The organism is Pseudarthrobacter sp. NamB4 (assembly GCF_005796185.1).
In the GTDB taxonomy this organism is placed as follows: domain Bacteria; phylum Actinomycetota; class Actinomycetes; order Actinomycetales; family Micrococcaceae; genus Arthrobacter.
This window is the reverse complement of the sequence record NZ_VAHM01000004.1, coordinates 22,217-36,417: the sequence shown is the minus strand read 5'-3', so window position 1 is coordinate 36,417 and position 14,201 is coordinate 22,217. Positions and strand designations below refer to the sequence as shown.

Below are 14,201 nucleotides of genomic sequence, written 5' to 3'. Positions count from 1 at the left end.
AAAAGGAACAAAGACCATGACCAACCCCCGCCACGCCGCCCCGACCGCCCATCGAGTCTGGATCACCCACGCACTTCCTGCCCTCTCCCTGGCCACCGTGCTGGCTGTCTCCGGATGCTCCGTCCCCGGGCTGCCCGGCCCTACCGGTGCGCCCGCCCCGGCCGTAGAACAGGCGGCGGCTGTCACTCCTGCGCCGGAAGCGGAACCCACTCCGCCGCCGGCTCCAGCTCCGGCACCGGCGCCGGTTCCAGAACCTGTCCCGGTGAAGGTAATTCCCAACGACCTGGCCGACGGTTCCACCTCCCACAGCCTTGGGGCTGCCGGAAACCACCTCATCGTTGACTACTGGACCACCGAGAACACCGCCACATGGTCCGCCGAAAGTTCCCCCATCATCCAGCTCAGCGCCAAAGTGGTGGGTTCCGCCGATGACAGGATTATCAAAATCACCAGGTTCAACGCCCGGGTTGATGCCCTGAACGCTGTCCTGGCCAATGACACCGGTGACTTCGCGATCGGCGACCCGAACTCGTACTCCTCTGCCGTCGTCGTGCCCGGCCACCCGGGTGCGGACAGCACCAGGATTGTCTTCACCTTCGATTTGCTCACCGAAACGGGCCCCTTCACCGGCGTCTTCACCCGCCAGACCGTGATGGATTCCCTCACCATCGGCTACTCCGCACCGGCTACCCCGGTCCCGTCCCCCACCTCCGCCCCGCAGTAAGCGCGCTCATGAAAACCCCCGCCGCGGTGGTCATCGAGGACGACCCGGACATCAACCTTCTGATCAGCACCATCCTCCGGAAAAGCGGCTTCATGGTCCACGCGGCGGCCACCGGACCCGCGGGTGTGCAGGCGGCACTCACCACTAAACCGTCGCTCATCACCACCGATATGGACCTTCCGGGCTTTGACAGCCTGGAACTTATCCGCAAGGTCCGAACCTTCAGTGACGCCCCGATCATAGTCATCAGCGCCAATGACAACATCCGCGCTATTGAGATGAGCCTTTCCGCCGGTGCCGATGATTTCCTGGTCAAGCCGTTCCGGCCCAGGATTCTGCAAGCCCATGCCGAAGCGTTGCTGCGCAGGCCAGTGACGCCGCCAGATTAGGCCTCAGCGGCCACCGGGGAGTCCCGGCTCGCCGCGAGCCGGTAGCCGAACCCGTGAACAGTCTCCACCCACCGTGGGTCTGCGGGGGAATCCCCAAGTTTTTTACGGAGGTTAGCGATATGGACTTGTACTACCTGCTCATCGGATTCCCGTCCAAACCCATTTTGACCAACGTTCCCACGGCCAAGGACCAAGGCCAGGTCCTCCTTTGCATGGACCGTGCGGCCGGTCCGCAGCAGGGTGTGCAGCAACTCAAATTCAGAACCGGTGAGCCGCACCTCCGCGCCGTCCACTTCCGCAGTCCTGGTCCTCAAGTTCAAACGGAGCCCGTTATGTTGATAGAGCTGCATACTACGATGCGCCGTTACCGTGGCCGGCCCGGCTGCTTCCGCCGTCCCGCGGGTAGCCACAGTTTCCGGTTCCAGGGGCGAATCCGTCAGGCTCACGGTGTCGCTGCGTATCCGCGGCCTGCGCAGCAACGCCTCCACCCTGTACCTCACCTCCCTGGGCCGGAACGGCTTGCTGACGTAATCATCAGCACCTGCCTCCAAGCCCAACAGGACGTCCGTTTCCTGGCTGCGGGCAGTCAACATCAGAACGTAGGTGTTACTGAACAAACGCAGCTGGCGTGCAACCTCATATCCGTCGATGTCGGGCAGACCCACATCGAGAATTACCACCAGCGGGCAGTATTCCCTAACACCTTTTACTCCTTCGGCCCCGGAGGCGAAAGTATGAACCCGAAATCCTCCTTGACCGAATACCGTTGCCAGGACCTCCCGGATATCCACATCATCTTCAATAATGACAACTGCGCGTGCTTCCACCAAGAGCCCCCTCTCCGTGCCATATTCGGGCCTTGGAGCAGGCTAACACCGCTACCTCAGGCCAAAATGGGGCCGTGGAAACTCTTGAGTAATTCTTGACACGTGAAAGTGGCGGTTCCCAGCAGCACGAATGCAGTCGAGTACTAGCGGGCGCTTTCCAAGTACTGCAGCGCTCCACCGGCAACAGAAACAGGTACCGGCTACTCGTTCCCTAATCGACGTGTCGAAATAAGCTGAAGCAGCAGCGCTCGCGGCGGTCAATCCGGTACAACAGGCTACGAGCGCTCATACCTGGCCATGATGGTCGGGCCCACATACTGTGGCGGCGACGTAAGGCTTTTCATGAGACCAAAAGCCTGGCCCCCAGCCGTCGCCGGCACACCAATATCCGCCGACATCAACGAAGCTGTCGGCGGGTCTTTTGCATCCGCTGAAAACTGCACAGCTGTAAATTCCAGGAGTGCGTGGCAAGAAGGATTTTTCGGCCGTTACCCGCCTGCGCACGTCAACGGCCCGAGAAGTGGCTTCCCGGACCATACGTTGGAGGGGTTCGCGGGAACGGCGTACTTGGCGCGCAGTTCGTAGCGCCAGGTGTCCGGCTTGGCCGCTGAATGTATGGACAGCTGCTCGAGCGAGTCAGCCTGGGCCCGCAGTTGGTTTGCAGCGTCGAATATGCGGATTTCGTACGACGTGGCCCGCGCTACTGGGCTGAACTCGTTGACAGTGACCACGTTGCTCCACCCCAGGATTCCCAACAGCGTGTTGGTGCAAACCATGGTGACGTCAGCTGCGGCCGGAGTGCCCGGGCCCGTCGTGTACAGGGTGGAAGATGCTTTAGTGTCAGTGAATTGGGCCAAGGCGGTTGACGGGGCAGCGCTCATAGCCAGAGTAGCGGCGACGCAGGTAGCCAGGACACGCAGGGTGCGGACGTGAAACACGGTGTCTTTTCCTCCCAGGTGTACTTCGAACTTTCGCTCCAGGCGGCGGCCCGGACCTGCCGGTTCAAATATGGGCGGGTGCCCGCTCTTCCGTCGCAGCTTCCACCGCAGCCTCCGGGTCTCTTCGCCAAATGGAGAACAGCGTACCAACGACCAGGACGGCGGGGGCGCCATACATCAGGGTGTTCATGAGCAGGGGCTGGCGCAGGGTCCGGATGACGGTTCCGAGGTAGGAAATAGTGGCAACGTGCCGGTCCACTGTCTCGCCGCGGAGCGTTGCGATCCACGGGTCCTTGCCATTATTGGCGTCACCCTTGGTTTGGACAGTGATGCTTCCGTCGGAAGTAGTCCCGACGTCGATAACGCGATGGGTTTCCACCCGGTGGTCCTCCACCGGGATGTGGTAGGTGATGATGTCGCCAACCTTCACCTCCCCCACGGGAACCGGGACAGTAACCACAACATCACCCGGGTTGATCAGCGGAGACATAGACCCGGTAAGCATGGTTGACGTCTGATAACCCATCAGCCGGGGCCCGATGGCCAGCAGCAGGAAAACGGCCACGGCGAGGACGAAAAACGCCGTGGCGATGCCCTTTGCAAGTCGACGGATGGGAACGGCGGGTTGTGGGACCGCCCGGGCCGCAGCCCGGGTCGGTTCCTCTGCGTCGGTCACGGACTGTTCTCCATTGCCAATGGTCGAAGCCCGGCTTGGCTACTGCGTGACTTCGCTGCGCTGGGTAGCGGTGAAGCTGAACTTTATGGTGCTCGTCGGGCTGCCGGCGAAATCGGTCTGAACAGCCGCCGCCGGGAAGCTGGTGGTGATCTTGAGGTAGTCCGTTTTGCCGGCCGCGAGAGAAGACAGGCCGTTGAGAACGTCGCCGCCATTAGTCGTCGTGATGATTGGTTTCGCGGTGAGAATTTCAGTGTTGGCCAGGCTGTTGCAGATAAAAGTCCCGGCAGTAGCGCCAGCGACCCATGCTTCGGGGCAGCGATCAATCTTCAGCTTCAGTCCGGTCGTGGTGTTAGTGGTGAGGGCTGAAGGCTCAGTGGCTGTGGTAGTCAAGGTGACGTTGTTCAAGGCTGAGCTCCCGGAGTTGGTCAGCGTCACGAACTTTGCCACGCTGTCACCGGGCAGCATGTCAGTGACTGCCGTGGTCAACGTGTTGGAAGCCCCTGTACCGAGGTCGATCTTCACGCTGCCAGCGGTTACCTTCTGGTCCGCCTCCGTTGTGGAGGTGAAGGCACCATAGGTTCCAAGCCCGGCGACGGCGGCGGCGGCGCCCAACAGTGCGACGGAGGCCAGGACTTTGCCCGATGTGGTTTTCATGCTGATGCCCATTTGACGTTCCTTTCGAAGGGCCTACCCCCAGTGGGCCGGCCGAAATTCCTGGTACAGGCCCGTTGGCCTCACGCAATGACTATTCCGGCCTTTCCTCAAAAAGCAGCCCCATATCGGCTCAAGAATGGCGCAGTAATTCACACGTCTTCGCACGCTCAGGGGTTGGTCTTACAAACACATGCCTCGGGCGAGGCAACGCAAAGGGCTCTACCGATACCCGTCCACGATCGCGGCAGCAATTTCCTTGTATGCCCGTCGGGTTTCCGGCTTGAGTACGTCCAAGGTCACCAGGTCGCCGTCGGCCACGCCGCGGTCATGCGGAACAGAGATGAGCTCACGGCAAATGCCGGCCAGGTGTTCCTCGATGGCATCCTTGTCCACGCGGGAAGACACTTCGTCCTTGTCCGTGATCACCACGACGGCGTTACGGGCCAGGTCCTCGTAACCGTGGCTGGCCAACCAGTGCAGGGTGCTGCGGGCACGCTTGGCGCCGCTCACCGCATAGCCGGCCGCGATCACCAGGTTGTCCGCGGATTGAAGGATCCCGCTCATCGCGTTGTGGGTAACCCCGGTGCCGCAGTCGGTGAGGGCCACAGAGTAATACGCGGAGATGAGCTTGCGGATCCGGAGGTATTCCTCTGCCGTTAGGGAATCCGAGACCTCCGGGTCCTGCTCCCCTGCAATGAGGTGCAGACGGCCCGCGTGGTGCATGTAGCGGGCCAGGCCGGTGAGGGAATTGATGGAGTCGATGTTCCGCAGCAGGTCCGTGATGGTGCGCGGGCTGGACTGCTGGTAAATGCCCTCCCCCAGGGCGCGCTCCACAAGGTCCCCCGAGTCCGGGTTCGCGTCAATGGCGCAGGGCGCGTCGCCGCGGTACTCCGCCAGGGTCAGGCCAACGCCCACGGTGGTGGAGGTCTTGCCGATGCCGCCCTTGAGGCTCAGCACGGCGGTGTTGTAACTGCCCTGCAGCTGGCGGGAGATGCGACGCGCCAGTTCTTCTTCCTGGCGCTGCTTCGGGCCCGGGCCCAGGTTCCAGGCCCCGCGCGTCATGCTGTAGATGACGCCACGGACGCCGCCCACGGGCCGCGGTTTCTGCTCCTTCACAAACAGCCCGGGCGAACTGATGAAGTCCGGCATGGGGGTGTCGGCGATAACATCTGCTGTGGTGGGCCTGGTCCGGCGGGAGGCGGGAGTTTCAGCAGGCTCGAGCGACGGCGCTGGCGGCAAGTCCGCATCAGGCGTACCGGGCGTGGAGGTAATGGTGTCTCGAGCAGCCTGCTGCGGGACCGGGGCAGAGGCGGGCGCCCGGGTGGGCGCCGGAACGCGCTCGGCAGGCTTTGTCGCATCGGCTGCGGCGGCCGCCTCCGCCCACGAGGTCCGGCGCGTTACCGGCTTTCCGGCGTCGGACTGGCTGGAAGGGCTTGGTGTTACGGCTGGCATGGTTCCTGTCCGGGCATCCGTCAACTCGCCGTCGTCGCGACGAAGGTCGCGGCGTCGGCGCCGCTGCGGCTGCCCTGCATCCTCTGCATGGGCGCTTGCGTTCTGATCCGCCGGATCGGGCATGTCTGTCCCCCCAGGACGTTTCGGCAGAATGTTCTGCGGCACTGGTTCAAACAGTAAGTCTAGGGGGTCGGGCACCGGGACCGGTCAGACGTAGGTGAGGGCAGCGCTCACCACGGCTGCCGTGAGGATCAGTAGGAGGGCAAGGAAGGCGTAGCCCTGCCACTTGGGCCGGCCTTTGTGGGGATTGATATCAATGTATGGCATGGCTTGCCGCTCAGCTCCAGAGCCATCACCCGCTCGTGTCCATAAGTGTTGCCATGTTGCCAGGAGTTCGGAAATCGCCGTGGGAGAAATCATGGGAGAAGTTGCGGGCCGTTTTGTCAGCACGGATACGAGCCGAGTCTGGGACCGAATTTTTCCAGGTCCTTGTCCCGCGAACAGTCTCCGCAGAGTCCTCGTCTGGAGATGCCATCGCCAGCAAGAGGCGACTGACAGGTTGTACAAACGCGCCGGTCCGCACCGTTCGGCCATGTTCGCCCTGCACCTCCGCGGGCGGACAAGAGACGTCTCAGGGCAGCCACCGGAGGCAAATGCACACTCGCCATGTCGTGACCTTAATCAGACACCGAAGGCCCAGAACAGAGTGCTGTCTACCTGCTTTTGCTTGGGTGGGCTACCTGTTGACGGTGCTCATGTCATGCCCGCTGTTTTGGGTGAGCGTGTTCGGTTTGAGCAGCACATCCTCGGCAGACCGGTCCGAGTCGCAGACGGCACGGCTGTTGGTTCCGGCGCAGGGTTCCGGACAGGCTCCAGCGTTAATTTCGGGAGGGCCGTGGGCGAAGGCGCGGGCGCGAGCGACGGCACTGGAAATGGCACAGACAGGGAGTATTCCTAGCCACTCGCTTGAGCAGCCAGCCAACCTCGCAACAGTCTTTCTCACTTTGGAGATCTTCCCTAACCAGCTAGTAACGTGAGCAATGTAAATAGGGGCGATTGGTGGGGAAACCTATGACAGTATTACCTCTTGCGAGCCGTTTGCCTCGTGACAAGTCGGCAAAAATAGCAGCCTTTGGCGTCATCTTAGCGGGCACAATTTTCTTGTGTTTACCCCGAATAACGGGTTGGACGCTTGAGCATGTCTATAAGGAAGACGGGCTTATTTTCCTTACTGATTTCCTCAACGACGGATGGGGTGGCCTACTAAAGACACACACGGGTTACCTCCATGTGGGTCCACGCCTCATTACGGGAGTTTGCGCCGGTTCGCTGCCAGCCAACATGTTCGCTGGCTGCATCGGGATTTCTGCTGCCGCGTTCCGGGGCATCGTCGCCATTCTGGCCCTTACAGTCTTCCTGCCCTATGCGAGGTCCTGGAAGTGGGCGCTTGCGGCCGCCGTCGTCGTTTTTTCCATGGCGTAGGCCAGCATGAGGTGCTCGGAAATGTTACAAACATGCGATGGTTTGCTGACCTCGCAGCGCTACTTCTGCTGCTTGGAAATTTCAGGAAGCCATGGTCCGCGTCCGCAGTCGCTCTACTGGCCGCTGTGGCCGCACTGTCCGATCCTCTAGCTTTGCTGCTATTGCCGCTTGCCGCGTGGAGGTTCTGTGTTCTGCCTGGCTGGGGGCGTCTCGTGCCCGGGGTTTATATTGCTGCCGGCGCTCTTCACTTCTTACTGATGAACTCCCAAGCCCGAGCAGCGGATTGAGCATTTCTTGCTAACAAGCCAACGGAATTCTTCGCCCAAGGGCTAGTGCGGGGGCCGGTTGAGGCGGTCGTCGGGCAAAACGGCGCACAGGTTGCAGTCAATTTGGTTGGGCCATACCTCGTGTTACTCGGCCTCTTGCTGCCCCTGGCTGTCGTCGTTGCCTCATGGAGAAAAGCGCCGTTGTCGACCAAGGCTCTTGTCGTGATGATGATTGTTGTGGCCATGGGAATCCTGTGTGCAGCGCTCCTATTCGCACCACTCGAAGTCATCGCGCTCTCAGCGGAGGGAAGTCTGGGGCTGGCCTCGCGGTACGCGCTGCTACCAGCCACACTGATCGGCCAAGCACTCCTGTTGCTGACTCCATCGGCGATTATTGCCGGCACGGCCAAGCGAACGGCAGGGATAGGGCGGTGGCACTGATGATTGCTGCAGTGGCCGCGGATGCCCCAGGGGACGAATGGAACGCGCATGGCCCGCGGTGGAAGGAGACAGTTCAGCAGGCAGAGCAGGGCTGCACGCCCAATGGAAGTAACTCTGTAACCGTTCCAGTCACGCCGCAAGGAGTTCCTATGAAGTGGACGGCAACACTCTCCTGTTCGTGGATCCACGAGAACTGCAAAAATCGGCGATGCTACCGCCCCCGGCCAACTAAAGCAACGCTGCGGCCAGGGCGGCGAGCTCGGCATGGAAACCTGAAACCAGGCTACGGCACGCGCAGACTCCAGCGCTGGTCAGCAACACGTTGTGTAAGCTGCCCACCTGCCAACTGCGGAAAGGGCGGCCATGCTGGCGCTGCCACCACTCTCGTGGCATCGGCTGAAGTCCTGCTCGAAAGCGAATCGGAGGCCGCACCGTGGTTTAGAGACCGCGACAGAAACATCATTTTGGAACTGACTCGAAACGGCTGGATTGGTTTGGCAGTCGGTAAAAACGCCCAGATTTAGTGAGTACCAAGGCCTAGCCTCAAGCCAGTGGTTTACGCCACCCTCAAGGCGAGCCAGAACTCTTAGTGCATGCTATCCCGAAGTCCGTCACATTGTGCTTATGTTCGCAGCTTCAATGCAACCTTCTGGAGCAAGATGTGGCTCCTTTCACCTGCGAGACTGTATGTATATTCGATCAGCTGCAGTCCATAGCGGTCGCCTGGACAGGCAGGTTTTCCTGGTTGGAGGACTTGAAAGCATGGTAGGCGGGAGATTGGGCGGATCGGTCAGTTCGGCTCACCGTAGCCAAAGGGGTTATCCCTCTGCCATCGCCAGTGGTCCTGGCACATCCGGGCGAGGTCCCGCAGGGCAGACCAACCCAGGTCTGCGAGTGCGGACGAGGGGTCGGCATAGCTCAGAGCTGCATCCCCAGGGCGCCGGGCAGCGAAATCGAAAGGTATGGCGCATCCGGCGGCTTGAGAAAAAGCCTGAATGACTTCCAGCACGGAAGAGCCGCGCCCCGTTCCCAGATTCCATCGGAAGGTGCCTGCCGTAGACTTCAGGAAATCCAAGGCGGCCAGGTGGCCGGCTGCCAGATCCATGACGTGAATGTAATCTCGCACTCCGGTACCGTCCGGCGTCGGATAGTCATTGCCGTAGACGAGCACCTTCTCGCGCCGGCCTACCGCTACCTGCGCGACAAAAGGCAGCAAATTATTGGGAACACCACGGGGGTCTTCCCCGATCAGGCCGGATTCGTGGGCTCCCACCGGGTTGAAGTAGCGCAGGAGGGCGATGCTCCAGCGGGAATCCGCGGAGCTGAGGTCGGACAGTATGTCCTCGATCTGCTCCTTGGTCCTGCCGTATGGATTAGTGGCGTCCAATGGCGCTTTTTCCGTCAGCGGTACTTCCTCTGACGCTCCATACACCGTGGCGGAGGAGCTGAAGACGAGTGTGCGCACGCCTTCCCTGTCCATCGCATGCAACAGGTTGAGGGTTCCCACAATGTTGTTTTGGTAATACATGAGCGGTTTTTCCACCGATTCGCCAACGGCTTTAAGACCGGCAAAATGTATGACGGCGTCGAGTCCGGCTCCCGCAACAACCGCTTCCACAGCCGGTGCATCGAGCAAATCCACCCTGTGGAAGTCAATATTCCTGCCAGAAAGCTGTTGTACGCGGTGAAGTGACTCCAACTGCGAATTTACGAGGCTGTCGATGACAACCACTTCATGTCCCGCTTCAAGCAAACAAAGCGAGGTATGTGAGCCGATGTAACCGGCACCCCCAGTGACCAGTACCTTCATGCGTTCCACTCTATCCTCGAAATTGGCCGAGCCCGAGACACTTTTGGCTGTTATCCAACGTCAGCGAGTAGAGTGAAACTGGGAAACAGAAACCCATCAATTCCGAATTTGGCTGGGGAGCGAAATCGATGGATATGCACCGTATGGATACCCCTAAGCGGGCGCTCATCACTGGGATCACCGGCCAGGACGGGCTCTATCTCGCCGAACTCCTGCTCCGCAAAGGTTACATCGTCTTTGGGCTGGTAAGGGGCCAGAGCAACCCAAAGCGGGAGCTCCTTCACCGTGTCATCCCCCAGGTTCGGGTGTTGACCGGCGACCTGACCGACGTCTCCAGCCTCATCCGTGTCCTCAGCATTGCTCAACCGGACGAGGTGTATAACCTGGGTGCCATTTCATTCGTTGGCTACTCCTGGGAGAACGCCGCCCTGACCAGTGATGTGACCGCTATAGGTGTCTTAAACATGCTCGAGGCCACGAGGCTTTATGCAGGAAGCGATGTCAGGAAGGTGCGCTTTTATCAAGCGTCCTCGTCCGAAATGTACGGCAAGGCCCAGGAAGTGCCGCAGACAGAGCGGACCTTGCTCTGGCCCCGCTCCCCCTACGGCGTGGCGAAGGCTTACGGCCACCATATGACCATCAATTATCGGGAGTCATACGGAATGCATGCGTCCAGCGGCATTTTGTTCAATCATGAATCCCCCCGGCGCGGACCGGAGTTCGTTACCCGCAAAATCACCTTGGCGGTTGCGCGGATAAAACTCGGACTGCAGGAAACCGTGGCGTTGGGAAACCTCGATGCCCGGAGGGACTGGGGGTTTGCGGGTGATTACGTGGATGCCATGTGGCGGATGCTCCAACAGCCTGAACCTGACGATTACGTCATCGCCACCGGCGAATCACGCTCCATCCGTGACCTGCTGGACGTAGCCTTTGCCGCCGTCGGTATCTCCGACTGGTCCGGTTATGTAACTCAGGATTCAGCGTTGATTCGCCCGGCCGAAGTGGAATCGCTCATCGGCGACGCCAGTAAAGCCCAGGCAGTCTTGGGCTGGAAACCGCAAGTGGACTTTAGAAGCCTTATCTCGATGATGGTGGAACACGACCTGGCCAACCAGAAACATCTAGCCTGAGCCGGACTACGGAGAGGATATCCGCTTGCCCGGATTGATTGTTCATGAATGGATCGAGCAATACGGCGGTGCCGAGAAGGTCGCCGAAGAGTTAGCCGCGATCTTCCCGGACGCGGCCATTGCATGCCTGTGGGACGACTACCCGGAACGGTTTGCGGGACGGAACGTCACCGAATCGTGGCTATCCAAAACGCCCCTTCGTCGGCGTAAGAGCCTAGCCCTTCCCTTCACCCTGCCAACCTGGCGGTCCCTCAATGTTCCGGAACGTCCTGATTGGATGATCTGCAGTTCGCATCTGTTTTCGCATCACGCGAAACTCGCTGGTCCCGGCCCTGCAATACCAAAATACGTTTATGCCTATACCCCGGCGCGGTATGTGTGGAACCCCGAACTGGACGACCGGGGCAATTCAGCGGCAGCACGGGCGGTTTCCAAGCCCCTGCAAGCCATCGACCGCGCGCGGGCGAAAGAAGCTACATCCATCGCCGCCGTGAGCAATTACGTGCGCGAGAGGATTCAAAGCGCCTGGCTGCGGGACTGCGAGGTCATCCACCCGCCAGTTGACGTTGATTACTACAGGACGAGCAAAGCCGAGTTCCTTACAGCAGCTGAACGTGACCTGCTGGACTCGCTGCCGGACACATTTGTCCTTGGGGCTTCCCGCTTCGTCCCCTACAAGAGGCTCGATCTGGTCCTTGCCTTCGGAGAGGCGAATCAGGTTCCTGTCGTACTGGCCGGTTCCGGACCTCAGGAGTCCGCGCTGCGCGAGTTGTCAGAATCGACAGGCGTTCCGGTCCAGTTCGTGGTCCGGCCGTCGCAGCCGCTGCTCCGTGAGTTGTATGCGAAAGCTTGGGCCTTCGTCTTTCCTCCCGTTGAGGACTTCGGGATTATGCCAGTAGAGGCGAACGCAACCGGAACACCCGTCATAGCAAACGCCGTTGGAGGCGCCGCCGAGTCGGTCAGCGACGGTGTTTCCGGTCTTCTCCTGGAGCGTTTTTCACGGTCGGAGATGAGATCGGCTGGAGACGCATTGGCGTCAATAACGGCAGAAGATTGCCGTCAGCAAACGGGAAAGTTCGACCGGTTCGTTTTTCATAACGCGATAAAGACTTGGGTCGATTCATAAAATCAAACGATACTCAAGTTACGCGTGGTCGGAGAAGGTGGGGCGGACTCGAGACGGCAAGGCTTGCCGCTGGCAAATCTTGATTCACCTGCCATCGGAGTATTCGCAGGGTCATATACATAGGGGGGGAACTATTCCAATGAAAAAATTACCGCCTTGGATCATCTGCAAAGGGGGGAAGGTGCCTCGCATAGTCCGATTCTAAGAGATCCTTATACGCCACTAGTACTTCCTTCAAACACTTAGTTCTGTTGCGCTTCGGGGTCCATGAGGCATGCCTGAGGCGCGCGTCGTAGAAGCCTGTAATCCACATGACCTGCGACGACCCCCATTGCCCAGCCAAGAGCCCGTGCGTGATCACGCCGGGTGCTTGCAAGGATCAATTTGTAGGACTTCAGCATGTGGCGAAGGAGGCTCCTGAGACTTCCACGAAAAGAAATTGGGCCGAGTGGATGGTTGGAGGAGTATCTGCACCATAAGAGCATGGAAGATTTCGCGTAATAGAAGTTTTGGCGGGCAGCGCCATAGCTGTCTGGTCGCTGACGATAATCCACAATGGCGTCGGGGCACCAGCCCAAGGAGTAGCCCGCGAGCTGGAGCCGCCAAGCGAAATCAGCTTCCTCATGACCTCTTTTATATGAAGAATCAAAGCCCCCCAAAGCCAGAAGGACCTGCCGCCTAACCCCCATGCAACTACCGATGGCATAGGGCAAAAATCCGAAGATGTTGCCTAGTCCAGACGTTATCGAGAGCTGGTTTGCCACGATTTCAGTCGGGTTCAGCCTATCTAGGCGAACTGCCCCGCCCACCGCGTCGTAGCGGTCCAACCCGTTGGCAAATGACTCGACCCAGCTCGGGGACACGACGTCGTCCGCGTCGCATATAAGTACCTTGCTGCCCCGGGAAGCCCGGGCACCCTCATTCCGTGCATGTGAAACCCCTTGGACCTGCCCCGAATCGACAACGGTGAAGGCGGCAAATTGATGTGCTGCCCGAATCGCCACCTCAACGCTGTTGTCTGTAGAGCCGTTATCGGAAATGACTACTTCAAAAGGCTGGCGCGTTTTCTGCTGTGCCAGGGCAACTAATTCTTCAGCCAAGGTGGAGGCTCCGTTGTAGACCGGTATGACGACGCTCACATCAATCGGTTCGCCAAGGACGCGGCTTCGGCTAAAAACGACCTTCGGGCTGTCAGGCATCACAGAGCACCTTTCTCCGGCTTCTTTGTACTTTCAAGGAGCAAGGAGCCGTAAACGTGGAACATAGCATCGTCGAATTGTTCCCACCCGTAGACCCGGAGAGCCTCTTCTCGGACTTCCGCGCTATGACAACCGGCCCCGGCCGGTTCTCGGAGTACGCGAAGAACAGCGTTCGCGAACTCCTCTGCGTCGTCGTGCATTCCCGCGAACCAGGAGCGATCCCCGATGCCTTCCGCCCCCACCGTGGTCGTCACCACCGGAACTCCAGCCACCAGGGCGTCTACGACTTTGAATTTGACGCCTGCGCCAAGTCGAACGGGAACCACCACGACGGATGCCCGCTCATAGAGCGGCTCAAGGTCAGGCACAAAACCTAGAAGCTCGACGCCCGCTTCCCGTGCTGCCTCGGAAACTGTGGAACGGATGCCCAGGCCTGCCACCTGGAGACGGGCGGCAGGCACCGCCGTCTTGATGCGCGGCCAGACGGCCGAAAGAAACCACAGAAGGCCCTCCTCGTTTTCCCATCTGGCAAGAAAGCCTACGAAAAGCACCTCACCGGCGACCGGGGCCGAACGGTCAATTTCCCCCATGCCCACCGCCAGGGGTGGTGTGATCACGTGCACCTCGGCCGTGCCTGGAGGAAGCAGGCCCGCATCCTTTTGGCTCAGCACAACGATCTTGTCCGCCTGACGGAGCATCTTGCGTTCCGACCTCCGGGCGAGCGCCGCCGCCCACGCCCACCTCACGCGGGGAGCGAAGGAGGTGGCCGCCTCGGAAGCCCGACGATAGCGCTGGGACAGCACGTCATGGAAGGTGCACACAATCTGCGCTCCGGGGTTTAACCGCCGTAGGAACGGGATGAGGACACCGTATTCCTCCCACTGGAGGTCGATGACGTCGGCGCGGCGGATTGCATCCAGTGTCCCCTGATCACGAAGGAGTCCCGCCAGGAAGCGCCAAGGCGGGAGCACCGGCGCTGCGATACCGAGCATGCGCACAACGGCCTGGTCCCAGGCAGCGGCAGATGCCGGCGGAGATCCTCCGAATAGTTTATGCCGTGGCACGCCTCCGGCTTCCATTGCAC

The 14,201-nt window shown here is 60.2% G+C and carries 14 protein-coding genes; 6 read left to right on the top strand and 8 right to left on the bottom strand.

Annotated elements, in window-relative coordinates:
- The first annotated feature begins 16 nt into the window (after window positions 1–16).
- Window positions 17–724 carry a hypothetical protein gene (locus tag FDW81_RS04620; protein ID WP_138133002.1) on the top strand — a complete coding sequence of 236 codons (708 nt, stop codon included), beginning with the start codon at window positions 17–19 and terminating at the stop codon, window positions 722–724.
- Between the two features lie 8 nt (window positions 725–732).
- Window positions 733–1,113, top strand: coding sequence for a response regulator transcription factor (locus FDW81_RS04615; protein ID WP_138133001.1), 381 nt, complete (start codon window positions 733–735; stop codon window positions 1,111–1,113).
- Here FDW81_RS04615 and FDW81_RS04610 read toward each other — a convergent pair.
- The 5 genes from FDW81_RS04610 to FDW81_RS04590 form a co-directional block, all read right to left on the bottom strand.
- Window positions 1,110–1,940: a response regulator transcription factor gene (locus tag FDW81_RS04610; RefSeq protein ID WP_370278741.1), complete on the bottom strand. Its 831-nt coding sequence runs from the start codon at window positions 1,938–1,940 to the stop codon at window positions 1,110–1,112. The two genes, FDW81_RS04615 and FDW81_RS04610, sit on opposite strands and share 4 nt — an antisense overlap.
- Before the next feature lie 488 nt (window positions 1,941–2,428).
- Entirely contained in the window at window positions 2,429–2,821 is a 393-nt protein-coding gene (locus FDW81_RS04605) for a hypothetical protein (protein ID WP_171027107.1), read from the bottom strand.
- 121 nt (window positions 2,822–2,942) lie between these two features.
- Window positions 2,943–3,554 carry a signal peptidase I gene (locus tag FDW81_RS04600; protein WP_240719941.1) on the bottom strand — a complete coding sequence of 204 codons (612 nt, stop codon included), beginning with the start codon at window positions 3,552–3,554 and terminating at the stop codon, window positions 2,943–2,945.
- Between the two features lie 39 nt (window positions 3,555–3,593).
- Window positions 3,594–4,220 carry a TasA family protein gene (locus FDW81_RS04595; protein ID WP_138132997.1) on the bottom strand — a complete coding sequence of 209 codons (627 nt, stop codon included), beginning with the start codon at window positions 4,218–4,220 and terminating at the stop codon, window positions 3,594–3,596.
- Between the two features lie 207 nt (window positions 4,221–4,427).
- On the bottom strand, window positions 4,428–5,660 hold the full coding sequence (locus FDW81_RS04590) for a MinD/ParA family protein (protein ID WP_240719939.1): 1,233 nt from the start codon (window positions 5,658–5,660) through the stop codon (window positions 4,428–4,430).
- A gap of 1,071 nt (window positions 5,661–6,731) precedes the next feature.
- On the opposite strand from FDW81_RS04590, the gene FDW81_RS04585 reads away from it, so the two are divergent.
- Both FDW81_RS04585 and FDW81_RS04580 read left to right on the top strand, forming a co-directional pair.
- Window positions 6,732–7,142 carry a hypothetical protein gene (locus tag FDW81_RS04585; RefSeq protein ID WP_138132995.1) on the top strand — a complete coding sequence of 137 codons (411 nt, stop codon included), beginning with the start codon at window positions 6,732–6,734 and terminating at the stop codon, window positions 7,140–7,142.
- Window positions 7,143–7,630: 488 nt separating this feature from the next.
- Window positions 7,631–7,849 (top strand): hypothetical protein, encoded by a 219-nt coding sequence (locus FDW81_RS04580; RefSeq protein ID WP_138132994.1) that lies wholly within the window; start codon window positions 7,631–7,633, stop codon window positions 7,847–7,849.
- Window positions 7,850–8,639: 790 nt separating this feature from the next.
- Here the strand turns inward: FDW81_RS04580 and galE are convergent.
- A complete protein-coding gene (gene galE / locus FDW81_RS04575) occupies window positions 8,640–9,659 on the bottom strand; it encodes a UDP-glucose 4-epimerase GalE (protein WP_138132993.1) in 1,020 nt (339 codons plus the stop codon).
- A 143-nt stretch (window positions 9,660–9,802) separates the two neighbouring features.
- On the opposite strand from galE, the gene FDW81_RS04570 reads away from it, so the two are divergent.
- Together FDW81_RS04570 and FDW81_RS04565 are read left to right on the top strand one after the other, a co-directional pair.
- Window positions 9,803–10,792: a GDP-mannose 4,6-dehydratase gene (locus FDW81_RS04570; protein ID WP_138132992.1), complete on the top strand. Its 990-nt coding sequence runs from the start codon at window positions 9,803–9,805 to the stop codon at window positions 10,790–10,792.
- Between the two features lie 25 nt (window positions 10,793–10,817).
- Window positions 10,818–11,918 (top strand): glycosyltransferase, encoded by a 1,101-nt coding sequence (locus FDW81_RS04565; RefSeq protein WP_138132991.1) that lies wholly within the window; start codon window positions 10,818–10,820, stop codon window positions 11,916–11,918.
- Between the two features lie 242 nt (window positions 11,919–12,160).
- Here FDW81_RS04565 and FDW81_RS04560 read toward each other — a convergent pair whose 3' ends face one another.
- Window positions 12,161–13,117, bottom strand: coding sequence for a glycosyltransferase family 2 protein (locus tag FDW81_RS04560; protein WP_138132990.1), 957 nt, complete (start codon window positions 13,115–13,117; stop codon window positions 12,161–12,163).
- The gene (locus FDW81_RS04555) at window positions 13,117–14,109 is read right to left on the bottom strand and encodes a glycosyltransferase (protein WP_370278738.1); all 993 of its coding nucleotides are present in this window, start codon (window positions 14,107–14,109) and stop codon (window positions 13,117–13,119) included. The genes FDW81_RS04560 and FDW81_RS04555 overlap by 1 nt, the downstream gene beginning before the upstream one ends.
- Between the last annotated feature and the right edge of the window lie 92 nt (window positions 14,110–14,201).